Source organism: Bradyrhizobium sp. LTSP857 (assembly GCF_000938285.1).
Lineage (GTDB): Bacteria > Pseudomonadota > Alphaproteobacteria > Rhizobiales > Xanthobacteraceae > Bradyrhizobium.
Genome location: NZ_JYMS01000039.1, coordinates 154,943 through 177,795, shown reverse-complemented (window position 1 = coordinate 177,795; position 22,853 = coordinate 154,943). Strand labels below are relative to the sequence as shown.

Sequence of the window (22,853 nt, the reverse complement as noted above, 5' to 3'; positions counted from 1 at the left end):
CGGCTTCTTAAGGCGCGGGCCCCTATGATCGCGCCCGGACGCATCCCACGTCCGCCACTTTACCGTGCATTACCCGGGCGCATGAGCCAGACATCGATCGAGCGGCTGAGAGAATATCTCGCGCAGCTCCCGCCGCAGGCGCAGGCGCTGCTGATGCGGGAGTTCGAGCGCGCGCTTGAGCGCGGCCAGGACACGGCTGTCGCGACCCTCGTGCTCGACCAGCTGCGCAAGATCGTGCGCAAGACCGAGGCCGACGAAGCCCCGCCGCCGCGTACTGACGATCTGTCACGGCTGCTGTTCCAGGTGCTGGAACCGTTCCTGGTCGAGGCCGGCGCCCCGACCCGGGTCGGCCAGATCCGCCGCTCTTCGCTGCATCCGATCTGGCAATGGCTCGGCCGCGACGGTGCCCCGGACAAGCTGAACGAATTCGAGACGGCGCTGGCGCATATGCCGGCTGCCGACAGTGCCGGCCAGGTCGAGGCCCTCGCGCAAAAACTCCAGGCGGCGGCTGCGGACGCCATCTTTGAGCTGACCGGGCCCGGCGGTGGCGACAAGTCGCGTGCGCTCGCCCGCGTCGGGCCGCCCAACGTGATCGAGGATCTCTATTCGATCGGCGCGGTGCTCGGGGTTCGCGAGGCCATCGGCACGCTGAACGAAAAGCTTCCGCGCTTCCTGCGCGCGTTCGGCGATCCCCAGGTCGTCGCGGTGACGGCTGCGCTCAACATTCCCGTGCTCCAGACGCCGCAGATGCTGCCCTTCGCGCTGTCGGTGGTGGTCCAGCGCATGACCGCGCCATGGCAGATCATCCGTCTCGCCATCAAGATCGCCGCATCCGACGACGAGATCCGCGTCGCGGCAACGCCCTATGGCGTCGCCGTCACGATGGCGCTGCACGATTTGTCCTGCGTTGCCGCCAATTTGCGCATGGACATCAAGCGCAGCCGCTTCGACACCGTCGCCGACAATCTGAAGGCGCTGCATGACGGTGTGCGCGGCCTGCGCACCGAGCTCGACCTGCGCAACGATTCCACCTGGGGCAAGCAGCTGACCTCGATCCGGGCCGATATCTCCAATGCCCTGCAATCGGAGATCGACAGCGTTCCCGGTCGCGTTCGCCGCATCCTGCGCCAGCGCGCGGAGAAGGATATTCCGCCGGGAGCGCGGATTGACAGCACCGAGGTGGAGGAGACCGTGGCGCTGATCGATTTCGTCGCGACCTGCCGCAATTATGCCAGCGAGCTTGCGATCAACGAGGTGACGCTGCGCACCTATTCCGATCTCCAGCAATATGTCGAACGGTCGACGGAATCGCTGGTGCAGTCACTGCGCGGCGCCGATCACAAGGTTCGCACCTACCGACAGCAGCAGGTTCAGGCCGCGATCCGCTTCTGCGAAGTGCTGTTCGGCGATGACTACGCCTCGCTGATGAGCCGCGCCGCAGAAAACGCGGCGACGGGCGAGCGCAAATCGACGCGCGCCAGCTGATTCAAACGCATATTTTGTGATCACAATTTGTAGTTGACGATGCCGGTCGTGGGCCCTACGGTCCCGTGCAAGTCCGGGGAATTTCTATTTATAGGCGCATGAAACCACTTATCAGCTTCGTTGAAATTGAGAACCGCATCATTGTTGCGAATTATCAAAGACTGATGGTCAGCGCGAAGGTGGTGCTGGTCGAGAAGGCAAGCGGCCAGCAACTGCCCGAGACGGCCACCAGAATCGCATCACCGGTTCCGCTCGGGGCGGTGCGCATCAGGCTGCCGGATGCAATTAGGCCAGGAACGTACTTCCTGAAGGCCCTCAACGGGCGTGGCGAGGACGCCGCCCAGAGCGCGGACTTCGAGATCGGCTAAGTCGTTGGATTATCACCGTTTCGGGACCGCATTGCTCGCGCCGAATTGACAATTGTCAATTGCCGCCTCATCCGGCCGTGGTGTAAAGCCACGTGGTGTAACGCCACGTGATGATGCCACGTGATAAGGCCACTCTTGGGCGCGGCTCGCGCGCTGCCGGAAGCTTGCCAGATGACGCTATGGTTCGTGTTCGCGCTGATGACGGTCGCGGCGATATTCGCCGTGCTCTGGCCGCTCGGCCGTGGCGGACGCGCAGAAAATCAGGGCAGCGAGGTCGTGGTCTACAAGGATCAGCTGGCCGAGATCGAGCGTGATCTCGCCGCAGGACTGATCGCAGCTCCCGAAGCCGAGGCCGCACGCGTCGAGATCAGCCGCAGGCTGCTCGCCGCGGCCGGTAGCGAGCCTGTGTCGGAGCCGAAATCCAATCTCAAATGGCGTCGCGCGGCCGCCGTGCTGGCGCTCGTCGGTCTGCCTCTGGTCGCGGCTGCGATCTACGTTCCGCTCGGCTCGCCCGCGCTTCGCGATTTCCCGCTGGCGCAGCGGGAACGCGGGGCCGGGTCCGGCGTGGCGCAGTCGCTCGACAATCTCGTCGTGCAGGTCCAGCAACATCTGGAAAAAAATCCGACCGACGGGCGCGGCTGGAATGTGCTCGCCCCGGTGCTGGAACGGCTCGGCCGCTTCGACGATGCCGTGCGCGCCTATCGCAATTCGATCACCTATAACGGCGAGAGCCCGGAGCGCAGGGCCGATCTCGGCGAGGCGATCTCGGCCGCCGCCAGCGGCGTGGTGACGGCGGAAGCCAAGACCGAATTCGAGCGGGCGCACGCGCTGAACGCCGACGATCCCAAGGCGAACTACTTCCTCGGGCTTGCCGCCGAGCAGGACGGCCGAAAGGACGATGCCGCCAATATCTGGCGCGCGTTGCTTGCGAAGGCGCCTGCCGATGCGCCGTGGCGTCCTCTGGTGCAATCCTCGCTGGCGCGGGTCGGCGGCGGCGGCACGATGCCGACACTGTCGGACGAGACGATCTCAGCTTCCAAGGACATGAGCGAGGGCGATCGCGGCACCATGATCCGCGGCATGGTCGAACGTCTGGCCACCCGCTTGAAGCAGAACGGCGACGATGTCGACGGTTGGCTGCGCTTGGTGCGCGCCTATCTCGTGATGGGCGCGCGCGACAAGGCGATGGGGGCCTCAATTGATGCCCGTCAGGCGGTCGCCAACGACGCCGAGCGGCTGCACCAGCTCAACGAGGGCCTGAAGAATCTCGGGCTCGACGGATGACCATTTTGGGACGAGACGAGCAGAGAGTGGATACGCCATGACGCGCAAGCAGCGACGTATGACCATTATCGGCGGCTCGCTCGCCGTGCTTGCGCTCGCGGCCGCGCTGGTACTCAACGCACTGCGCGACTCCATCGTGTTCTTCTCGACCCCGACCATGGTTGCCGAAAAGCACGTCCAGCCCGGCAAGCGGTTTCGCCTTGGCGGCCTGGTGCAGCCGGGCTCGCTTCAGCGTGGCGACAATCTCGCGGTGACGTTCGAAGTCGCCGATGGCGGTGCCAAACTTCCCGTCGCCTTCAAGGGCATCCTGCCTGATCTGTTCCGCGAAGGGCAGGGCATCGTCGCCGAGGGTGCGCTGGATGCCAACGGCGTGTTCAAGGCCGACACCGTGCTCGCCAAGCACGACGAGACCTACATGCCCAAGGACGTCGCCGATGCCCTGAAGAAGCAGGGGCACTGGAAGGACGATTACGGTGCCAAAGCTTCTGATGGCGTCAAGCCTGCGGCCACGACCGCGCAGGGCAATTCGCAGGGAGCGGTGCGGTGATCGCAGAAGCCGGACATTATGCGCTGGTGCTCGCGCTCGCGCTCGCACTGATTCAATCCGTCGTGCCGCCGATCGGTGCACGCTTGCGCGATGCCGCGTTGATGAACGTGGCGCGCTCGACCGCGCTGGCGCAGCTGCTGTTTGTCGGCGCGTCGTTCGTTGCGCTCGTCACGTTGCACGTGACCTCGGATTTCTCCGTCGCCAACGTCTACGAGAATTCGCACTCCATGAAGCCTCTGATCTACAAGATCACCGGCGTGTGGGGAAATCATGAAGGCTCGATGCTGTTGTGGGTGTCGATCCTGGCGCTGTTCGGCGGGCTGGTCGCGGCCTTCGGCAACAATCTGCCGCTGTCGCTGCGCGCGCATGTGCTTGCGGTGCAGGCCTGGATCGCAAGCGCGTTCTATCTCTTCATCCTGATCACCTCGAATCCGTTCCTGCGCATCGTCAATCCGCCGATCGAGGGACGCGATCTCAATCCGGTACTCCAGGACATCGGCCTCGCCGTGCATCCGCCGATGCTCTATCTCGGCTATGTCGGCTTCTCGATCTCGTTCTCCTTCGCGATCGCGGCGCTGATCGAGGGACGGATCGATGCGGCCTGGGCACGCTGGGTGCGGCCGTGGACGCTGGTGGCCTGGATATTCCTGACGCTCGGCATCGCGATGGGCTCATACTGGGCCTATTACGAGCTCGGCTGGGGCGGCTGGTGGTTCTGGGATCCGGTCGAGAACGCCTCGCTGATGCCGTGGCTCGCCGGCACCGCGCTGCTGCATTCGGCGCTGGTGATGGAGAAGCGCAACGCGCTGAAGGTCTGGACTATCCTGCTGTCGATCCTGACCTTCTCGCTGTCGCTGCTCGGCACCTTCCTGGTGCGCTCGGGCGTCATCACCTCCGTTCACGCTTTCGCCAATGATCCGACCCGCGGCGTGTTCATTCTCCTGATCCTCTGCCTGTTCATCGGCGGCAGCCTGTCGCTGTTCGCGGGGCGCGCCACGTCGTTGAAGCAGGGCGGCCTGTTCGCGCCGATCTCGCGCGAGGGCGCGCTGGTGCTGAACAATTTGCTGCTCACCGTGGCCTGCGCCGTCGTGCTGTTCGGCACGCTCTATCCGCTCGCCATGGAAGTGCTGGCCGATTTCAAGATGTCGGTCGGGGCGCCGTTCTACAATCTCAGCTTCGTGCCGCTGTTCGTCCTGCTGCTGCTCGCGGTGCCGTTCGGGCCGCTGCTGGCGTGGAAGCGGGGCGATCTGCTTGGCGTCACCCAGCGCCTGCTCACGGCCGGCGTTGCCGGGCTCGTTGTGGTCGCCATTGTCTGGGCCTGGACGCGCGGTGGCAGTGCGCTGGCGCCATTGGCAATCGGGCTTGGCGTCTTCGTCATCGGCGGTGCCCTAACGGATCTCTCCGAACGGACCGGCCTGTTTCGCCTGCCGTTCGCGACGACGCTGCACCGTGCCCGCGGCCTGCCGCGCTCGGCGTGGGGCTCGGTGTTCGCTCATGCCGGCCTCGGCGTCGCGCTGATCGGGATCGTCTGCGAGACCACCTGGAACAGCGAATATATCGCGACCATGAGGCCGAACGACGTCGCACAGGTCGCCGGCTACGAGCTGAAGCTCGACGGCCTGCTTGAACGCCAGGGACCGAACTACCGCGAGATGATTGCCCAGTTCAACGTTAGCCGGGACGGCGGCGCTCTCAGCGTCATGACGCCGTCGAAGCGCAGTTTCACCACCCGCGGCTCCTCCACCACCGAGGCTGCGCTACTGACGCGTGGTGCGAGCCAGCTCTACATTTCGCTCGGCGACGTCGCCGCCGACGGCGCCATCGCGGTGCGCATCTATCACAAGCCGCTGGTGCTGCTGATCTGGTGGGGACCGGTGCTGATGGCGTTCGGCGGCATGCTGTCACTCTCGGACCGGCGCTTGCGGGTCGGCGCGCCAAAACCGGCGCGGGCCAAGCAGCGCCTGCAACCGGCGGAGTGATTTTGATGCGCCGGATGATGGCCGCGATCGTTGCGCTTGCGCTGTTGGCTGTGCCTGCGGTGCATGCCGTGCAGCCGGATGAGATCATGTCTGACCCGGCCAAGGAGGTGCGCGCGCGCGACTTGTCGCGCGAGCTGCGCTGCATGGTCTGCCAAAACCAGTCGATCGACGATTCCGACGCGCCGCTCGCGCGCGATCTGCGGCTTCTGGTGCGCGAGCGGATCGCCGCCGGCGACAGCAACGCGCAGGTGCTCGACTTCCTAGTCGCACGCTACGGCGAGTTCGTGCTGCTGAAGCCACGCTTCGAACGGCAGACCTTGTTGTTGTGGCTGCTCGCGCCGCTGCTGCTCACCGGCGGCGGCATTGCACTGTGGCTGCAACTCCGTCGCCGCTCGCGGAATGGTGCAGACGTACCTGCTCCGCCGCTGACGCCCGACGAAGAAGCGCGGCTCGCCGCATTGATGTCCGACGACGCGACCTCGCGCTAGCGGCGGTCGACAGGTTTTCGGGAACTCCATTAAGTTCCTGTCAGACAACAACTTTCAGCCTGCGATAAACTGCCGCATGCGGGGCGCGCCTTCATTACAAAAGTTTAACCCCACAGCCAGCGCGCGGTAAGGCGGAAGTCCCCATCTTCAGGACCGTAAGGTGTCGCCCATCGGCACCAAATGGATTTCAAGGCCCTGGAGACCTCCGCATGACCGACCGTCCCGATCTTACGAACCTTCCGTCCTACCGGCAGCCCCGCCGGTCGGTTTTTTCGGCCCGCAAGATCGCGCTGATGGCTTCGGTCGTCGCCGGCTTCGGTATTGCCGTCCACGGCTTCAGCCCGTCGACCTCGCCTGCCGACCTGTTCTCCAGCCCGGCGCAGGCGCAGGTCAACAATGAGGTCCGCAAGGTTGAGCGCCCGATCGGCTTCGCCGATGTCGTCGAGCGCGTGAAGCCGTCGGTGATCTCGGTGAAGGTCAACATCAAGGAGAAGGTTGCCAGCAACGACAGCGATGATGATTCCTCGCCGTTCCAGCCGGGCTCGCCGATGGAGCGCTTCTTCCGCCGCTTCGGCGGACCGGACGGCTTCCCGGGCCAGAAGGGTGGTCGTGGCCGCGTCGTGCAGGGCCAGGGCTCCGGCTTCTTCATCTCGGCCGACGGCTTTGCCGTGACCAACAACCACGTGGTCGACGGCGCCGACAAGGTCGAGGTCACGACCGACGACGGCAAGACCTACAGCGCCAAGGTGATCGGCACCGATCAGCGCACCGACCTCGCTCTGATCAAGGTCGAGGGCAGCTCGAACTTCCCGTTCGCCAAGCTTGCCGACGGCAAGCCGCGGATCGGCGACTGGGTGCTGGCGGTTGGCAATCCCTTCGGCCTCGGCGGCACTGTGACCGCCGGCATCGTCTCGGCGAGCGGCCGCGACATCGGCAACGGTCCCTATGACGATTTCATCCAGATCGACGCGCCCGTGAACAAGGGCAATTCCGGCGGTCCGGCTTTCGACACCAATGGTGAAGTGATGGGTGTCAACACCGCGATCTACTCGCCCTCCGGCGGCAGCGTCGGCATCGCATTCTCGATCCCGGCCTCCACCGTGAAGACGGTCGTTGCCCAGCTCAAGGACAAGGGGTCGGTCAGCCGCGGCTGGATCGGCGTGCAAATCCAGCCGGTGACATCCGACATCGCCGACAGCCTCGGCATGAAGAAGGCCGAAGGCGCGCTGGTGGCGGAGCCGCAGGCGAATGGTCCGGCGGCCAAGGCCGGCATCGAGTCCGGCGACGTGATCACGTCGGTCAACGGCGAATCCGTCAAGGACGCCCGTGAGCTCGCCCGCACCATTGGCGGCCTGGCGCCCGGCGCGACCGTGAAGCTCAACGTGCTGCACAAGGGCCAGGACAAGGTCGTGAACCTCACCCTCGGTCAGCTGCCGAACACGGTCGAGGCCAAGGCTGATACCGATAACGACAGCGGCAAGGGCGCGAGCAAGGGCACCGACGTGCCGAAGCTCGGCATGACCGTTGCGCCCGCCAATTCCGTGGCCGGTGCCGGCAAGGACGGCGTCGTGGTCACCGAAGTCGATCCGAAGAGTGCTGCGGCCGAACGCGGCTTCAAGGAAGGCGACGTGATTCTCGAAGTCGGCGGCAAGAGCGTGAGCACCGCCGGCGATGTCCGCGACGCCATCAACACGGCGCGGACCGACAACAAGAACAGCGTCCTGATGCGGGTGAAGAGCGGCGGCCAGTCGCGCTTCGTCGCAGTGCCCCTCGCCAAGGGTTAAGCCTCAGGAGGCTACGAAATGAAGGGTGTCGCCGGCATCAGTCGCCCCCGCCGACGGCGCCCTTCGGGGGAGCAGCGTAACGTTCGCTTCCCCAGTCTACCTTCCGGTGGAATTACGCCCCCCTCCGTCGGAAGGCCTAGGGCGGTGAGGTCCCCCCAGCTTCACCGCCCGCCTTTTTCTCGATGCCAGAGTCCCTCACTCGGCTTGCATGCGATTGCCGCTCGCGCCATGTTTAGAGAAGGTTGACCTCCTTGACCGCCGCCGAACGCACAATGCGCCTCCTCATCATTGAAGACGACCGCGAATCCGCCGACTATCTCGTGAAGGCGTTTCGCGAGGTCGGACACATTGCCGACCACGCCGCCGACGGCGAGGAAGGCCTCGCCATGGCCGAGAACGGTGATTACGACGTGCTGGTGGTCGACCGCATGCTGCCCAAGCGCGACGGCCTGTCGCTGATCGGCGCGCTGCGCGACAAGGGCGAATCGACGCCAGTGCTGATTCTCTCGGCGCTCGGGCAGGTCGACGACCGCATCAAGGGCCTGCGTGCCGGCGGCGACGATTATCTGCCAAAACCCTATTCCTTCGCCGAGCTACTGGCCCGCGTCGAGGTGCTGTCGCGCCGCCGCGGCGGTCCGGCCGAGGACACGCTCTATCGTGTCGGCGATCTCGAGCTTGACCGGCTCTCCCATCGCGTCGCCCGCGGCAAGGACGAGCTGACCCTCCAGCCGCGCGAATTCCGCTTGCTCGAATATTTGATGAAGCATGCCGGCCAGGTGGTGACGCGCACCATGCTGTTGGAGAACGTCTGGGACTATCATTTCGATCCGCAGACCAACGTGATCGACGTGCACATTTCGCGGCTGCGGTCCAAGATCGACAAGGGTTTCGAGCGGCCTCTGCTGCACACGATCCGCGGCGCCGGGTACATGATCCGTGACGGCATTCGGTAAACTCGTCCGCACCACGGCATTCCGGCTGACGCTGGTCTACCTGTTCCTGTTTGCGATTTTCGCAGCGTCGCTGCTCGGCTATTTCGCCTGGAACACGCGACGGCTGATCACCGAAGAGATCACGCAAACGGTGAATTCCGAGACCTCGGAGATCAACGAGATCTACGGCCGCCGCGGTCTCTACGGCCTCGTGCGCACGATCGAATATCGCGCGCTGCGTCCGGGCGCCAATCTCTACCTCGTGACCACGCCGACGGGGCAGGCGGTTGCCGGCAATGTCGGCTCGCTCGCGCCGGGCGTGATGGCGACGGCGGGCTGGACGGAGACGGCCTACAAGCGGATCGAGGACGCCGACGACCGCGACCATCGTGCGCTGGTGCGGGTCACTGAACTCGAAAACGGCTTCCGGCTCCTGATCGGCCGCGACCTCGACGAGCGGCGGCGCCTGTTCGGCATCGTCGCCAAGGCGGCGCAATGGTCGATCCTGATCGTCGTCGTGCTCGGCCTCGGCGGCGGCGTCTTCGTCGCCCGCAGGGTGCTGACGCGCATCGACGCGATGTCCGGCACGGCGCATCGCATCATGACCGGCGATCTCAGCGAGCGGTTGCCGGTCGGGCGCAGCGGCGACGAGCTTGACCGCCTCGCCGAAAACCTCAACGCCATGCTGGAGCGGATCGAGGCGCTGATGGCGGGGCTGAAGGAAGTCTCCGACAACATTGCCCACGACCTCAAGACCCCACTGACGCGGCTCCGTAACCGCGCCGAGGAGGCGCTGGCGAAATCGGGCTGCGAGGCCGACTACCGCGCGGCGTTGGAGCGAACCATCGAGGAATCCGACGGACTTATCCGTACCTTCAACGCGCTTCTGATGATCGCGCGCGCGGAGTCCGGTCAGGCGCGTGGCAATATGGATGATTTCGATGCCGCCGAGGTCGCCAGCGGCATCCACGAACTCTATGAGCCGCTCGCCGAGGACGACGGCATGACCTTGAAGGTCAAGGCGGAGGCAGCGCTGGTTCACGGCAATCGCGAGCTGATCAGCCAGGCGCTCGCCAATCTGGTCGAGAACGCCATCAAATATGGCAAGCCGGCGACGCAGGCGGCGGGAACCGTGGTCAGCATGGACAGCCGTCAGATCACGATCGAGGCCAGGCGCGAGGGCGACCAGGTGCTGCTCAGCGTCACCGATCGCGGGTCCGGAATTCCGGAAGGCGACCGCAAGCATGTCGTCGAGCGCTTCGTGCGGCTTGAGGCGAGCCGTACGCTGCCGGGCTCCGGCCTCGGCCTCAGCCTCGCTTCGGCTGTTGCCACACTGCATGGTGGTGAATTGCGCCTGGGCGACGCCCAGCCCGGCCTCGTCGCCACGCTGGCGCTGCCGGCCCGCGCGGGCGCCGGCGACAGGGTTGCTCCTCCAATAGCGGATGTGCCACAGAAGGTGGCATGAACCATTCCGCGCCGGGAAACGCGGACAAGCATGGTGAGAGCATGGCCGCGCGCTTCGCGGAGGCTCCCCATATTGCCGCTTCCGCAACCGATGAACCACGTTTCGAAAATTGGCTGGCCGAGCTTGAGCCGTCACAATTGGCCCGTCTCGAAGCGCTGCTGATTCATGCCTTCGTGCGGGATATCCTGGCCGGCATTGCGGAATCCTCGCCCTATCTGTTCGAGCTGGTTCGCGCCGATCCGCTGCGGCTGATCCGGCTGCTCGAATCCGATCCGGATACGCATCTCACCGCGCTGATCGCAGAGGCGAGGGGCGCGGTGCTCGCAGCTCCCGATGAGGCCGAGGTGATGCGGCTGCTTCGCCGCATGAAGGCGGAGGCGGCACTTCTGATCGCGCTGTGCGATATCGGCGGCGTCTGGCCGGTGATGCGGGTGACGGCTGCGCTGACCGATGTCGCCGTGTCCTCGGTGCAGGCGGCGCTCCAGTACCTGCTGCGGCAGGAAGCCGCACGCGGCAAGCTCATGCCGCCTGATCCCGAGGCGCCGGAGATGGGCTGCGGCCTGATCGTGCTCGCGATGGGCAAGATGGGCGCGGGCGAGCTGAACTATTCCAGCGACATCGACCTCATCGTGTTCTTCGATCCGGACAACACGACGCTTGCGCCCGATATCGAGCCGCAGCCGTTCTTCGTCCGGGTGACGCAGGGGATGGCGCGCATTCTCCAGCAGCGCACCTATGACGGCTACGTCTTCCGTGTCGATCTGCGGCTGCGTCCGGATCCATCCTCGACACAGGTGGCGATCTCCCGCGACGCCGCGCTGCACTACTACGAGCGGGAAGGGCGCACTTGGGAGCGCGCCGCGATGATCAAGGCGCATGCCTGTGCCGGCGATCCCCGGGCGGGCGAGGCGCTGCTCGCCGAAATCTCCCCCTTCGTCTGGCGCAAGCATCTCGACTTCGCAGCGCTTGCCGACGTCCATGACATGAAGCGGCAGATGCAGACCTATCGCGGCCAGAGCGAGATCGCGGTCGAGGGCCACAACGTCAAGGTCGGCCGCGGTGGTATCCGCGAGATCGAGTTTTTCGCGCAGACCCAGCAATTGATCGCCGGCGGCCGCCATCCGGAATTGCGGGTGCGGCCGACGCTCGCGGCGCTCAACGTGCTCGCCGCCAAGGACTGGATCACGTTCGAAGCGCGCGAGGAGTTGACCAGGGCCTACGAATTCCTGCGCCGGGTCGAGCACCGTCTCCAGATGATCGCTGACGAGCAGACCCATGCGTTGCCCGACGACAAGGAAGCGGTCGAGCGCTTCGCCTGGTTCTTCGGCTATGAGAGCCGCGAAGCATTTGCGCGCGATCTGCTGCGCCAGCTCGAAATCGTCCAGGGGCATTACGAAAAGCTGTTCGAGGGCGACGACCCGACCGGAACGGCAAGCCTGCCGGCCGTTGACTACCGCGCCGGTCCCGACGATCCGCGCCTGCTCCAGCACCTGACGACGCTTGGCTTCAAGAAGCCCGCGGCCGTCGCGCAGACCGTCTCTGACTGGATCACCGGCGACTACCGCGTGTTCCGCGTTGAGGCGACGCGAAGCGCCTTTGTCGAGTTCGTGCCGGCGCTGATCGTCGGCCTCGCGCATGCCGAGGAACCGGACCGCGCGGTCGTGGCGTTCGATCATTTCCTCAGCGCGCTTCAACGTGGCGGGCGATTGATCACGCTGCTCGGCCAGAATCGCAATCTCGTCGCGCTCGTGGCCCTGGTGCTGGGCGCCGCCCCGCGGCTTGGCGAGATGCTGGCGCGACAGCCGCAGCTCATGGATGGGCTGATCGATCCGCGCTTCTTCGGTGCGATGCCGGACAGGCGGGAATTGTCGGCCCGGCTTGCGACCACCGTGCAGGACGCGGGGTCCTACGAAGAATTCCTCGATCGCCTGCGCCTGTTCGGGCAGGAGAGCCTTTTCCTGATCGGCACGCGCATCCTCTCCGGCACCGTCTCGGCGCAGCAGGCGAGCACGGCCTTTGCCGACGTCGCCGAAGGCATCGTCCACACCGTGCATGGCCTGGTCGCGGATCGCTTCGCCGCCCAGCACGGGCGGATCAAGGGGCAGGAGACCGCGATCATCGCCATGGGCCGGCTGGGCGGCCGTGAGATGACCGCGTCCTCGGATCTCGACCTGATTCTGCTCTATGATTTCGACAGCGACGATCCGGACTCCGATGGGTCGAAGTCGCTCCAGGGCGCGCATTATTTCGCCCGCTTCACCCAGCGCCTGATCAGCGCCTTCACCACCCGCACCAATTACGGCGTGCTCTATGACATCGACATGCGGCTGCGTCCCTCCGGGCGCGCCGGGCCGGTGGCGTCAAGCCTTGCCTCCTTCGCCGACTATCAGGCCAACGAGGCCTGGACCTGGGAGCACATGGCTCTGACGCGCGCGCGCGTGGTGTCGGCATCGCCCGAATTCGGCGCTCGGATCGAGAGCATCATCCGCGAAGTTCTGACCCGGCGACGCGATACCATGGTCATCGCCAATGATGTTGCCGATATGCGCCGCGCAATCGCGCAGGAGAAGGGCGAGACCGACTATTGGGATCTCAAATATGCCGCCGGCGGCATGGTCGACATCGACTTCATCGCGCAATATCTCCAGCTCGTGCACGCACATGAGAAGCCGGGGATTCTCGACGTCAGCACGGTGCAGGTGCTGGACAATGCCGCCAAGCTCGGCGTGCTCGCGCACTCAGAGGCGGAGATATTGCGTGCGGCTGCGCGGCTCTATCAAGATTTGACGCAGATCCTGCGGCTGTGCGTCAGCGACCGCTTCAAGCCGGAAACCGCGGGCGTGGATCTTCAGCGTGTCATGGCGCGCGCCGGCGATGCACCGGACTTCTCGTCGCTGGAGGCGCGCGTGAAGGAGACGCAGAGCGAGGTGCGACGCGTGTTCCTGGCCCTGGTCGGCAATCGCGGCTAATTCGGCTTTGTCAGCGCTGGCGCGTTCGCGGCCGGCCTGATTTGCACCGGTATGGATTTGTAAGACGGTGTTCCCGATTTCTCATCGTAATGATCGAGCGCGACCAGCACGTTGGCCTCCGGGTAATAGGCTGCGACCGATCCCTCCGCGATCTTGTAGGCGACCGCGGTCACTCCGCGCAGGATGCGCTCGCTCAGGCCCGCCTCGGCCGCATCATCGACGCTGACATCGACGACATCACCATGGCTCAATCCGCGCTTCGCAAGATCCTCCGCGTTGACGAAGACAACGTCGCGGCGTCCCTTGATGCCCCGATAGCGGTCGTTCAGCCCATACAGTGTCGTGTTGTACTGGTCGTGGCTGCGGATCGTGGTCAGCGTCAGCGCGTCCGCGTTGGGCGGATCTTCTTCGAGGCCAGGATAGATCAGGAAGTTGGCTTTCTTGCTCGGCGTCAGCCATTCGCGTTCGGAGGCCGCATTGCGTAGGCGGAAGCCGCCGGGATGCAGGATGCGGGCGTTGAAATCCTTGAAGGCAGGAAATACGCCTTCGATGCCGTCGCGTATCCTGTTGTAGTCCGCAATCATCTCGGACCACTGCACCCTGGTGTTTGGCAGCGTCGCCATCGCCATTTCGGCGATGATTGCCGGTTCGGATTTCAGGTGCTCCGAGGCCGGTTTCAGGCCGCCGCGGGAGGCATGCACCATCGACATCGAATCTTCCACCGTGACCGCCTGCGGGCCCGTCGCCTGCGTATCGATTTCAGTGCGTCCCAGGCAGGGTAGGATGAACGATTGCTTGGCCAGCAACAGGTGCGAGCGATTGAGTTTCGTCGCGATATGGACCGCGAGATCAAGGCCACGCATCGCCTCGAAGGTCGCCTTGGGGTCCGGCATGGCGACGGCCAGGTTACCGCCGAGGCAGATCAGTGCCTTCGAACGACCGTCCCGGATGGCTTCAACGGCCTCGACCGCGTTATGTCCCTTCGCGCGCGGCGGCTCGAAGCCGAACACACGGACGATCCCGTCGAGCAGGGCGTCATTTGGAATTTCGGTGATGCCGACGGTCCGGTCGCCCTGCACGTTGGAATGCCCGCGGAGCGGCGAGATGCCGGCCCCTTCGCGCCCGATATTGCCGCGAAGCATCAGCAGATTGGCGATCTGCTGCACATTGCCGGTGCCGTGGCGGTGCTGGGTGATGCCCATACCGTAATTGATGATGACGCGATTGGCGTTGGCGTAAACGGTGCCGATGGCTTCAATATCGGATCGCGGCAGACCCGAAGCTTGTTCGATCGCATCCCAGTCCGTTGCTTCGATATCCGCCAGCAGGGCCTCGACGCCCGAGGTGTGGGCCGCGATGAATTCGCGGTCGAGCACGCCGGGGCCACCCTCCGCGAGGCTCTTGGCGTCGAGTGCAAGCAGGGTCTTCATCATTCCCTTCAGCACCGCGATGTCGCCGCCGACCTTGACCAGATAGTAGGAGGATGCGATCGGCGTGGAATCGAGTGTCAACATCTCCACCGGACTCTGCGGCGATGTAAATCGCTCCAGGCCGCGTTCGCGAAGCGGATTGATCGCAATGATCGGCACGCCGCGTTTGGAAGCCTCGCGCAGCGTCGTCAGCATGCGCGGATGATTGGTGCCGGGATTGTGGCCGATGCAGAAAATGCAATCGCTGTGGTCGAAATCTTCCAGCGTCACGGTGCCTTTGCCGACCCCGATCGATTCCGGCAGGCCGACGCTGGTGGCCTCGTGGCACATGTTCGAGCAATCGGGAAAGTTATTGGTGCCGTATTCGCGAACGAACAACTGATACAAAAATGCGGCCTCGTTCGAGGCGCGGCCCGATGTGTAGAATTCCGCCGTGTTGGGATCGGGCAGGGCGCGCAGCGCCGCGCCGATCTGGCTCATCGCGTCCTGCCACGAGATCGGCAGATACCGATCGGTGGCGCGGTCGTAGACCATCGGATGGGTGAGACGGCCTTCATTTTCGAGGTCGAAATCCTGCCAGCTCCATAGCTCGCTGACGGTGTGGCTTGCGAAAAACTCGGGCGTGGTTCGCTTGGCCGTCGCCTCCCACGACACCGCCTTGGCGCCATTTTCACAGAATTCGAACGAGGAGGTGTGCTTCGGGTCCGGCCAGGCACAGCCCGGGCAATCGAAGCCGTGGGGCTGGTTCATGGTCAGAAGGCCATGGGTCTCCTTGCCGACGGCCATCTGCCCCCGAACCGCGTCGGCGACAGCTTTGAGCGCGCCCCAGCCTGCGGCTGCGCCCTGGTAGTCTTCAATGCCTTCGAGCTTCTTTTTGGTCATCGGCCGTCCTGTCGTCGTCTGAAGCGACAGGATAGTGCCGGCGCGCGCCGATGAGCCACGCAATAATTTGCGAGCTGACATGTGGCCGCGCCGCATATCAGAGGCTGCGGCGAGATAATCGTGCGATTTTGATAGAGTGACGCTGCGCGGCGCCTGCGCTCAGGGCTGCTTCAGCGAGGTCAGGGCTTCGAGCACGTTCGGCTCAAGTCCGGCGCCGCCGGCGTCGAGGTGAGCGAAGATCGCGCGCTTCATCCGGGGGTCCCAGAACTTCTTGATGTGCTCGGCGATCCCCGGCACGGCCTTGTCGTGGCCCTGGCTGCGGAAGAATGTGCCGATCTGGTTGGCCATGTAGACGAGGCGGTCAGGCGACGACATGGATAATCTCCGAAGCACGATGAGCCGTGACGCGGCCCTGGTGCGTGAACACTTCAAACCCGTCGCTGCGCGCAATCGCGATCAGCGTGATGCCGGCGGCCTCCGCGGTGCGGACTGCGAGCGCGGTGGGTGCGGAGACCGCGACCAGCACAGGCGCGCCGATTGCGGCCGTCTTCTGCACCATCTCGACCGAGACACGGCTCGTCAGCAGCACCATCCCGACGCTCGCGTCTGTCCGGCTACGCGCCAACGAACCTGCGAGCTTGTCGAGTGCGTTGTGGCGGCCGACATCTTCGCGCAGGGCTACGATGCCATGCGATGGCGACCAAAATGCCGCTCCGTGGACCGCGCGGGTCTGGATATTGATCGATTGCAGGGGAGCAATGGCCTGCATCGCCGCCATGATCTGTTCGGGCGTGAAGGTCTCGCCCTGCGGCACGATCGCCGCAGGCCGTATGGCCTCCGCAATTGAATCGATGCCACAGATGCCACAGCCGGTCGGCCCTGCGATGTGACGACGGCGCTCGCTGATGCGTCCGGCTTGCTCTGAGGCCAGCCACATCCGCAGCTCGATCCCGTCGTCGAGGCGGACCACCTCGAGCGACCGGATCTCGTCGACGGATTTGACGATACCTTCGTCCAGGCTGAAGCCGACCGCGAAGTCTTCCAGGTTCTGCGGCGTTCCCATCATGACTGCGTAGGTGCCGCCATTATAAGTCAGCGCCAGCGGCGTCTCCTCGGGGATCAGCCGCGTCCCTTCAGACGCAACACCGTCGCGCCAGATTTCGCGGTCGATGGCCTGGACCGGCACGTGCATGCGTTACTCCGCAGCCTCAGCTGGCGCGATACGGCGGGAGTGCCGCGCCTGCTCGTCGTAGGTCTTCTGCCAGTCGGACGGGCCGTTCGACGGCGAGATCTGCACTGCCGTCACCTTATACTCGGGACAGTTGGTCGCCCAGTCCGAATATTCGGTCGTGATCACGTTGGCCTGTGTGTCCGGGTGGTGGAACGTGGTGTAGACGACGCCCGGCGCGACGCGGTCGGTGATCTCCGCGCGCAGTGTGGTCTCGCCGGCACGGCTCTTCAGCCGCACCCAGTCGCCATCGCGTACACCGCGCTGCTCGGCGTCGTGCGGATGGATCTCCAGCCGGTCCTCGGCATGCCAGACCACGTTGTCGGTGCGCCTTGTCTGCGCGCCGACATTGTACTGGCTGAGGATGCGCCCCGTCGTGAGCAGCAGCGGGAAGCGCGGGCCGGTGCGCTCGTCGGTGGCGACATATTCGGTGACGACGAACTTGCCCTTGCCGCGGACGAAGCCGCCGATATGCATCACCGGTGTGCCCTCCGGCGCCTTCTCGTTGCAGGGCCACTGCACCGAGCCGAGCTCGTCGAGCTTGGCGTAGGAGACGCCGGTGAATGTCGGCGTCAGCGCCGCGATCTCGTCCATGATCTCGGACGGGTGATTGTAGGGCATGTCATAGCCCATGGCCTTGGCGAGGGCGATGGTGACCTCCCAGTCGGCCATGCCGTTCTTCGGCGTCATCACCTTGCGAACACGCTGGATGCGGCGTTCGGCGTTGGTGAAGGTGCCGTCCTTCTCGAGGAAGCTCGAGCCGGGCAGGAAGACATGGGCGTAGTTCGCGGTCTCGTTCAGGAAGAGGTCGTGAACGATGACGCATTCCATCGACGACAGCGCCGAGACCACATGCTTGGTGTTCGGATCGGATTGCAGGATGTCCTCGCCCTGCACGTAGATGCCCATGAACGTGCCTTCGATCGCGGCATCGAACATGTTGGGAATGCGCAGGCCCGGCTCGGGATTGAGCTTGACGTTCCACAGCGCTTCGAACTGATCGCGCACGGCATCGCCCGAGATGTGGCGATAACCAGGGAGCTCGTGCGGGAACGAGCCCATGTCGCAGGCGCCCTGAACGTTGTTCTGGCCGCGCAGCGGGTTCACGCCGACGCCGGGACGGCCGATATTGCCGGTCGCCATCGCGAGGTTGGCGATCGCGATCACGGTGGTCGAGCCCTGGCTGTGCTCGGTGACGCCGAGGCCGTAATAGATCGCGGCATTGCCGCCGGTGGCGTAGATGCGGGCGGCTTCGCGCAGATCCTGCGGATCGACGCCGGTCAGGATTGCGGTCGCCTCCGGGCTGTGCTTCGGCTGGGCGACGAAGGCGGCCCATTCCTCGAACTCGGCCCAGTCGCAGCGTTCGCGCACGAAGGCTTCGTTGGCGAGACCCTCGGTGACGATGACATGCGCCAGTGCCGTCACGACCGCAACGTTCGTTCCGGGCATCAGCGGCAGATGCAGCGCCTTCACATGCGGTGATTCCACCATTTCGGTCCGGCGCGGATCGATCACGATCAGCTTGGCACCCTGGCGCAGCCGCTTCTTCAGGCGGGAGGCGAAGACGGGATGAGCCGAAGCCGGATTTGCGCCGATGATCAAGGCGACGTCGGTATTCTCGACCGAGTCGAAATCCTGCGTGCCGGCGGAGGTGCCGTAGGTGACGGACAGCCCATAGCCGGTCGGCGAGTGGCAGACGCGGGCGCAGGTGTCGACATTGTTGTTGCCGAAGCCGGCGCGGATCAACTTCTGCACCAGATAGGTTTCTTCATTGGTGCAGCGGGACGAGGTGATGCCGCCGATGGCGTCGCGGCCGTATTTTTTCTGGATGCCGCGCATCTTTGCCGCGGCAAACGAGAACGCTTCGTCCCAGGAGACCTCTTGCCAGGGATCCTCGATCCGCTCGCGGATCATCGGCTTGAGGATACGTTCCTTGTGGTTGGTGTAGCCCCAGGCGAAGCGGCCCTTGACGCAGGAATGGCCGCGATTGGCCTTGCCGTCCTTGTACGGCACCATGCGCACGACTTCCTCGCCGCGCATCTCGGCCTTGAAGGTGCAGCCGACGCCGCAATAGGCGCAGGTGGTGACGACCGAATGCTCGGGCTGGCCGATCTCGATCACCGACTTTTCCGTCAGCGTCGCGGTCGGGCAGGCCTGCACGCAGGCGCCGCAGGAGACGCATTCGGAGCCGAGAAAACTCTCGCTCATGCCGGGGGAGACGCGGCTGTCAAAGCCGCGGCCCGAGATCGTCAGCGCGAAGGTGCCTTGTACTTCTTCGCAGGCGCGGACGCAGCGCGAGCAGACGATGCACTTCGAAGGGTCATACGTGAAGTAGGGGTTGGATTCGTCCTTCGGCATCCAGGCGGCGTTGATCTCGCCGTGGGACTTGGCGAAGACGTGGTTCTCGCCCTCATAGCCGTAGCGGACGTCGCGCAGGCCCACCGCGCCCGCCATGTCCTGCAATTCGCAATCGCCATTGGCGCCGCAGGTGAGGCAGTCGAGTGGATGGTCGGAGATGTAGAGCTCCATCACGCCCTTGCGCAGCTTCTTCAGCCGCTCGCTCTGGGTGTGCACGACGAGGCCGGGCATGACAGGCGTGGTGCAGGAGGCCGGCGTGCCGGCGCGGCCCTCGATCTCGACGACGCAGAGACGGCAGGAGCCGAAGGCGTCGACCATGTCGGTCGCGCAGAGCTTTGGGATCTGGTGGCCGGCGTCCATCGCGGCCCGCATGATCGAGGTGCCCTCGGGCACCGTGACCTGGTTGCCGTCGATGGTCAGCGTCACCATCGTTTCCGATTTGGAGCGCGGCGTGCCGTAGTCGATTTCTTCGATCAGAGACATCGTTGTTCTCCTATTCCGCGGCTTGAAGCGTGGTCGGGGCCGGGACGAAATCCTCCCGGAAGTGCTTCAATGCGCTCAGCACAGGGTACGGCGTGAAGCCGCCGAGTGCGCAGAGCGAGCCGAATTTCATGGTGTTGCAGAGGTCTTCGACAAGCGCGAGGTTTTCGCTGACGCGCTCGCCGCGGATGATCTTCTCGATGGTCTCGACGCCGCGGGTCGAGCCGATCCGGCACGGCGTGCACTTGCCGCAGGATTCGACCGCGCAGAACTCCATCGCAAAGCGCGCCTGCTTGCGCATGTCGACGCTGTCGTCGAACACGACGATGCCCCCATGGCCGATCAGGCCGTCGCGTGCGGCGAAAGCTTCGTAGTCGAACGGCGTATCGAACAGCGCACGCGGGAAATAGGCGCCCAGGGGACCGCCGACCTGCACCGCGCGAACGGGACGGCCCGTAAACGTGCCGCCGCCGATGTCGTCGACGAGCTCGCCGAGCGTGACGCCGAACGCGGTCTCGAACAGCCCGCCCTGGCGAATGTTGCCGGCGAGCTGGATCGGCATCGTGCCACGCGAGCGGCCCATGCCGAAATCGGCATAGGCCTTGGCGCCTTCGGAGAGGATGAAGGGGATGGCCGCGAACGACAGCACGTTGTTGATGACGGTCGGCTTGCCGAACAGGCCGTGATGCGCCGGCAGCGGCGGCTTGGCACGCACGAGGCCGCGGCGGCCTTCGAGGCTCTCCAGCAGCGAGGTCTCTTCGCCGCAGACGTAAGCGCCGGCGCCAACGCGGACTTCGAGATCGAAACTGTACGTGGAGCCGCCGATTTTGCTGCCGAGATAGCCGCCGCGCTCTGCTGCGATGATCGCAGCTTTCATCGCCTCGATGGCGTGCGGATATTCGCTGCGAATGTAGATGTAGCCCTTGGTCGCGCCGACAGTGATCGCGGCGGTCGTCATGCCCTCGATGACCAGGAAGGGATCGCCCTCCATGATCATGCGGTCGGCGAAGGTGCCGCTGTCGCCTTCGTCGGCGTTGCAGACGATGAATTTGCGGTCGGCCTTCGTCTGCGCCACCGTCTTCCACTTGATGCCGGTCGGGAAGCCCGCGCCGCCGCGGCCGCGCAGACCGGATGCGGTGACCTCGGCGAGGATCGCGTCGGAGCCGAGCGACAGCGCGCGCTCCAGGCCCTTGTAGCCGCCATGGGCGCGGTAGTCGTCGAGCGAGCGCGGATCGATCACGCCGCAACGGGCGAAGGTGAGGCGGGTCTGGCGCCTGAGCCAGGGGAGCTCGTCTGCGACGCCAAGCCGCAGTGGATGCGGTCCATTGCTGGCCATGGACTCGAACACGGAGGCAACGTCCTCCGTGCTCACCGGGCCATAGGCAACGCGGCCCTCAGGGATCGCGACCTCGACCATCGGCTCCAGCCAGCAAAGCCCGCGCGAGCCGGTCCGGACGATTTCGATCGGCAGGCCGCGCGTCTGTGCGATCTGCTCGAACGCTGTTGCAACTTCATCGGCGCCGACGGCGACGGCAGCCGCATCGCGGGGAACGAAGATTTTCATCTTCATCGCTGCGCCTCCGCAACCAGTGCATCGAGGCGCTTCTCGTCGAGCCGGCCGACGAGGCGGCCGTCGAGCATCGCGGACGGCGCGGTCGCGCACAGGCCGAGGCAGTAGATCGGCTCCAGCGTGACGCGATCATCCGCCGTGGTATTTCCAAGGGAAACGCCGAGCTTCACTTCCGCGCGCGCAGCCAGCGCGTCGCCGCCCGCAGCCTGGCAGGCTTCGGCGCGGCAGAGCTTCAGCACATGGCGGCCGGCCGGCTTGTGGCGGAAATCATGGTAGAACGTGAACACGCCATGGACCTCGGCGCGCGACAAATTCAGTGCCTGCGCCACCATGGGAATTGCCGCCTCCGGGATATAGCCGAATGCCTCCTGGAGCGCGTGCAGGATGACGAGCGTCGCGCCCTCCTGCCTGGCATGTTCGGCGATGATCTCGGTGCCGCGCGTCTCGTCCCAAGGCTCGTAACAAGGCTCGTAAACCGCTGTCATTCTTCGTTCTCAACCAGAGCGTCCCTGCCTCGCAAACTATTTGGAATCGTTCAAAGATCAATAAAGCTGTCTCATGCTGCGATTGCGAATTCAGATCGATTGACGGATGCAATCGGGCGATATGAAATCGCGATCAGGGTTGATCCGCCGCCCGGTTTTTACGTGTTGGCAGGGGTGGGGCGTGCTAGCTTGTATGCCACGACAGAATCCGAGGGGACGACCGGTTGCTCGACAAGCTTGAACTGCTGCTGGCGCTCGCAAAGGAGCGGCATTTCGGGCGCGCGGCGGAGGCCTGCGGCGTGACCCAGCCGACCATGTCGACCGGGCTGAAGCAGCTCGAAGAGATTCTCGGCGTGATGCTGGTCCAGCGTGGGTCCCGGTTCCAGGGCTTTACGCCGGAAGGCGAACGGGCGTTGGATTGGGCACGGCGGATCGTGGGCGATGCCCGGGCGATGCGCCAGGAGATCAACTCGCTCAAGGACAAGCTGTCCGGCGAGATCCGCATCGCGGCGATCCCGACCGTGCTCGGCATGGTCGCCGCGCTGACCACGCCGTTCCGCGCCAAGCATCCCGAGGTGCGCTTCCGTATCCAGTCCACGACGTCTTCGGAAGTGCTGGGGCTGCTCGAAAATCTCGAGGTCGATGCGGGGCTGACCTATATCGAGAACGAGCCGATCGGCAAGGTGCGCACCATTCCGCTCTACAACGAGAGCTATCGTCTCCTGACCGCGCCGGATGCGATGTTCGGCGACCGCGAGTCCGTGACCTGGACCGAGGTCGGGCAGGTGCCGTTGTGCCTGCTGACACCCGACATGCAGAACCGCCGCATCATCGACCGCGCGCTGCGCTCGGTCGGCGCGGAAGCGACGCCGACCTTGACCTCGAACTCGCTGCTCGTGCTGTACACGCATGTGAAGACGGGGCGGTGGGCCAGCGTGATGCCGGCGAAGCTCGCCGAGACGCTCGGCCTGTCCGACAAGGTCCGCTCGATCCCGATCGTCGATCCCGAGGTCAACTACAGCATTGGTCTGGTAATCCCGCAGCGTGATCCGATGACGCCGCTGATCGCGGCGCTGGTCAATATCGCGCGCGAAGTGGCGCCGACGCTGCAATCGTGAC

At 65.0% G+C, this 22,853-nt stretch carries 17 protein-coding genes; 11 read left to right on the top strand and 6 right to left on the bottom strand.

The annotated features are described in order from the left end of the window. Positions 1 to 81 precede the first annotated feature (81 nt). The 10 genes from UP06_RS25550 (at position 82) to UP06_RS25505 (ending at position 13,301) form a co-directional block, all read left to right on the top strand. Positions 82 to 1,485, top strand: a complete 1,404-nt coding sequence (locus UP06_RS25550; protein WP_045006432.1) for a hypothetical protein — start codon at positions 82 to 84, stop codon at positions 1,483 to 1,485. A gap of 98 nt (positions 1,486 to 1,583) precedes the next feature. Further along, positions 1,584 to 1,853, top strand: a complete 270-nt coding sequence (locus tag UP06_RS25545) for a hypothetical protein (protein ID WP_045006431.1) — start codon at positions 1,584 to 1,586, stop codon at positions 1,851 to 1,853. Between the two features lie 171 nt (positions 1,854 to 2,024). Further along, on the top strand, positions 2,025 to 3,137 hold the full coding sequence (gene ccmI, locus UP06_RS25540; RefSeq protein ID WP_045006430.1) for a c-type cytochrome biogenesis protein CcmI: 1,113 nt from the start codon (positions 2,025 to 2,027) through the stop codon (positions 3,135 to 3,137). Between the two features lie 37 nt (positions 3,138 to 3,174). Then, complete coding sequence (gene ccmE, locus UP06_RS25535; RefSeq protein WP_045006429.1) at positions 3,175 to 3,684, top strand: cytochrome c maturation protein CcmE; 510 nt, start codon at positions 3,175 to 3,177, stop codon at positions 3,682 to 3,684. Continuing rightward, on the top strand, positions 3,681 to 5,663 hold the full coding sequence (locus UP06_RS25530) for a heme lyase CcmF/NrfE family subunit (protein ID WP_045006428.1): 1,983 nt from the start codon (positions 3,681 to 3,683) through the stop codon (positions 5,661 to 5,663). The genes ccmE and UP06_RS25530 overlap by 4 nt, the downstream gene beginning before the upstream one ends. Before the next feature lie 5 nt (positions 5,664 to 5,668). Beyond that, positions 5,669 to 6,151, top strand: a complete 483-nt coding sequence (locus UP06_RS25525) for a cytochrome c-type biogenesis protein (RefSeq protein ID WP_045006565.1) — start codon at positions 5,669 to 5,671, stop codon at positions 6,149 to 6,151. A gap of 209 nt (positions 6,152 to 6,360) precedes the next feature. Continuing rightward, positions 6,361 to 7,935, top strand: coding sequence for a Do family serine endopeptidase (locus UP06_RS25520; RefSeq protein ID WP_045006427.1), 1,575 nt, complete (start codon positions 6,361 to 6,363; stop codon positions 7,933 to 7,935). A 272-nt stretch (positions 7,936 to 8,207) separates the two neighbouring features. Further along, positions 8,208 to 8,888 (top strand): response regulator transcription factor, encoded by a 681-nt coding sequence (locus UP06_RS25515; RefSeq protein WP_045006564.1) that lies wholly within the window; start codon positions 8,208 to 8,210, stop codon positions 8,886 to 8,888. Then, positions 8,872 to 10,332 (top strand): sensor histidine kinase, encoded by a 1,461-nt coding sequence (locus UP06_RS25510; RefSeq protein WP_045006426.1) that lies wholly within the window; start codon positions 8,872 to 8,874, stop codon positions 10,330 to 10,332. Before UP06_RS25515 ends, UP06_RS25510 begins: the two co-directional genes overlap by 17 nt. Then, complete coding sequence (locus UP06_RS25505; RefSeq protein WP_045006425.1) at positions 10,329 to 13,301, top strand: bifunctional [glutamine synthetase] adenylyltransferase/[glutamine synthetase]-adenylyl-L-tyrosine phosphorylase; 2,973 nt, start codon at positions 10,329 to 10,331, stop codon at positions 13,299 to 13,301. Before UP06_RS25510 ends, UP06_RS25505 begins: the two co-directional genes overlap by 4 nt. On the opposite strand, the gene UP06_RS25500 is transcribed toward UP06_RS25505, so the two are convergent. The 6 genes from UP06_RS25500 to UP06_RS25475 all read right to left on the bottom strand — a co-directional run bounded on the left by UP06_RS25500 (position 13,298) and on the right by UP06_RS25475 (position 21,734). Further along, complete coding sequence (locus UP06_RS25500; RefSeq protein WP_045006563.1) at positions 13,298 to 15,613, bottom strand: FdhF/YdeP family oxidoreductase; 2,316 nt, start codon at positions 15,611 to 15,613, stop codon at positions 13,298 to 13,300. The two genes, UP06_RS25505 and UP06_RS25500, sit on opposite strands and share 4 nt — an antisense overlap. 159 nt (positions 15,614 to 15,772) lie before the next feature. Further along, positions 15,773 to 15,988, bottom strand: coding sequence for a formate dehydrogenase subunit delta (locus tag UP06_RS25495; RefSeq protein WP_045006424.1), 216 nt, complete (start codon positions 15,986 to 15,988; stop codon positions 15,773 to 15,775). Next, entirely contained in the window at positions 15,975 to 16,805 is an 831-nt protein-coding gene (fdhD, locus tag UP06_RS25490; RefSeq protein WP_045006423.1) for a formate dehydrogenase accessory sulfurtransferase FdhD, read from the bottom strand. Before fdhD ends, UP06_RS25495 begins: the two co-directional genes overlap by 14 nt. A gap of 3 nt (positions 16,806 to 16,808) precedes the next feature. After that, positions 16,809 to 19,682, bottom strand: coding sequence for a formate dehydrogenase subunit alpha (gene fdhF / locus UP06_RS25485; RefSeq protein WP_045006422.1), 2,874 nt, complete (start codon positions 19,680 to 19,682; stop codon positions 16,809 to 16,811). 10 nt (positions 19,683 to 19,692) lie between these two features. Next, complete coding sequence (locus tag UP06_RS25480; RefSeq protein WP_045006421.1) at positions 19,693 to 21,249, bottom strand: formate dehydrogenase beta subunit; 1,557 nt, start codon at positions 21,247 to 21,249, stop codon at positions 19,693 to 19,695. Continuing rightward, positions 21,246 to 21,734 carry a formate dehydrogenase subunit gamma gene (locus UP06_RS25475; protein WP_045006420.1) on the bottom strand — a complete coding sequence of 163 codons (489 nt, stop codon included), beginning with the start codon at positions 21,732 to 21,734 and terminating at the stop codon, positions 21,246 to 21,248. The genes UP06_RS25480 and UP06_RS25475 overlap by 4 nt, the downstream gene beginning before the upstream one ends. 224 nt (positions 21,735 to 21,958) lie before the next feature. Between UP06_RS25475 and UP06_RS25470 the strand changes: the two genes are divergently transcribed. After that, positions 21,959 to 22,852: a LysR family transcriptional regulator gene (locus tag UP06_RS25470; protein ID WP_045006419.1), complete on the top strand. Its 894-nt coding sequence runs from the start codon at positions 21,959 to 21,961 to the stop codon at positions 22,850 to 22,852. The last annotated feature ends 1 nt before the right edge of the window (position 22,853 follow it).

Excerpts from the sequence above, each read along its gene's own strand:
- UP06_RS25520 (WP_045006427.1), top strand. The coding sequence starts at position 6,361 with ATGACCGACCGTCCCGATCTTACGAACCTTCCGTCCTACCGGCAGCCC.
- UP06_RS25495 (WP_045006424.1), bottom strand. The coding sequence starts at position 15,988 with ATGTCGTCGCCTGACCGCCTCGTCTACATGGCCAACCAGATCGGCACA.
- UP06_RS25545 (WP_045006431.1), top strand. The coding sequence starts at position 1,584 with ATGAAACCACTTATCAGCTTCGTTGAAATTGAGAACCGCATCATTGTT.
- ccmI (WP_045006430.1), top strand. The coding sequence starts at position 2,025 with ATGACGCTATGGTTCGTGTTCGCGCTGATGACGGTCGCGGCGATATTC.
- UP06_RS25475 (WP_045006420.1), bottom strand. The coding sequence starts at position 21,734 with ATGACAGCGGTTTACGAGCCTTGTTACGAGCCTTGGGACGAGACGCGC.
- fdhD (WP_045006423.1), bottom strand. The coding sequence starts at position 16,805 with ATGCACGTGCCGGTCCAGGCCATCGACCGCGAAATCTGGCGCGACGGT.
- UP06_RS25480 (WP_045006421.1), bottom strand. The coding sequence starts at position 21,249 with ATGAAGATGAAAATCTTCGTTCCCCGCGATGCGGCTGCCGTCGCCGTC.
- UP06_RS25550 (WP_045006432.1), top strand. The coding sequence starts at position 82 with ATGAGCCAGACATCGATCGAGCGGCTGAGAGAATATCTCGCGCAGCTC.
- ccmE (WP_045006429.1), top strand. The coding sequence starts at position 3,175 with ATGACGCGCAAGCAGCGACGTATGACCATTATCGGCGGCTCGCTCGCC.
- UP06_RS25505 (WP_045006425.1), top strand. The coding sequence starts at position 10,329 with ATGAACCATTCCGCGCCGGGAAACGCGGACAAGCATGGTGAGAGCATG.
- UP06_RS25515 (WP_045006564.1), top strand. The coding sequence starts at position 8,208 with ATGCGCCTCCTCATCATTGAAGACGACCGCGAATCCGCCGACTATCTC.
- fdhF (WP_045006422.1), bottom strand. The coding sequence starts at position 19,682 with ATGTCTCTGATCGAAGAAATCGACTACGGCACGCCGCGCTCCAAATCG.
- UP06_RS25525 (WP_045006565.1), top strand. The coding sequence starts at position 5,669 with ATGCGCCGGATGATGGCCGCGATCGTTGCGCTTGCGCTGTTGGCTGTG.
- UP06_RS25500 (WP_045006563.1), bottom strand. The coding sequence starts at position 15,613 with ATGACCAAAAAGAAGCTCGAAGGCATTGAAGACTACCAGGGCGCAGCC.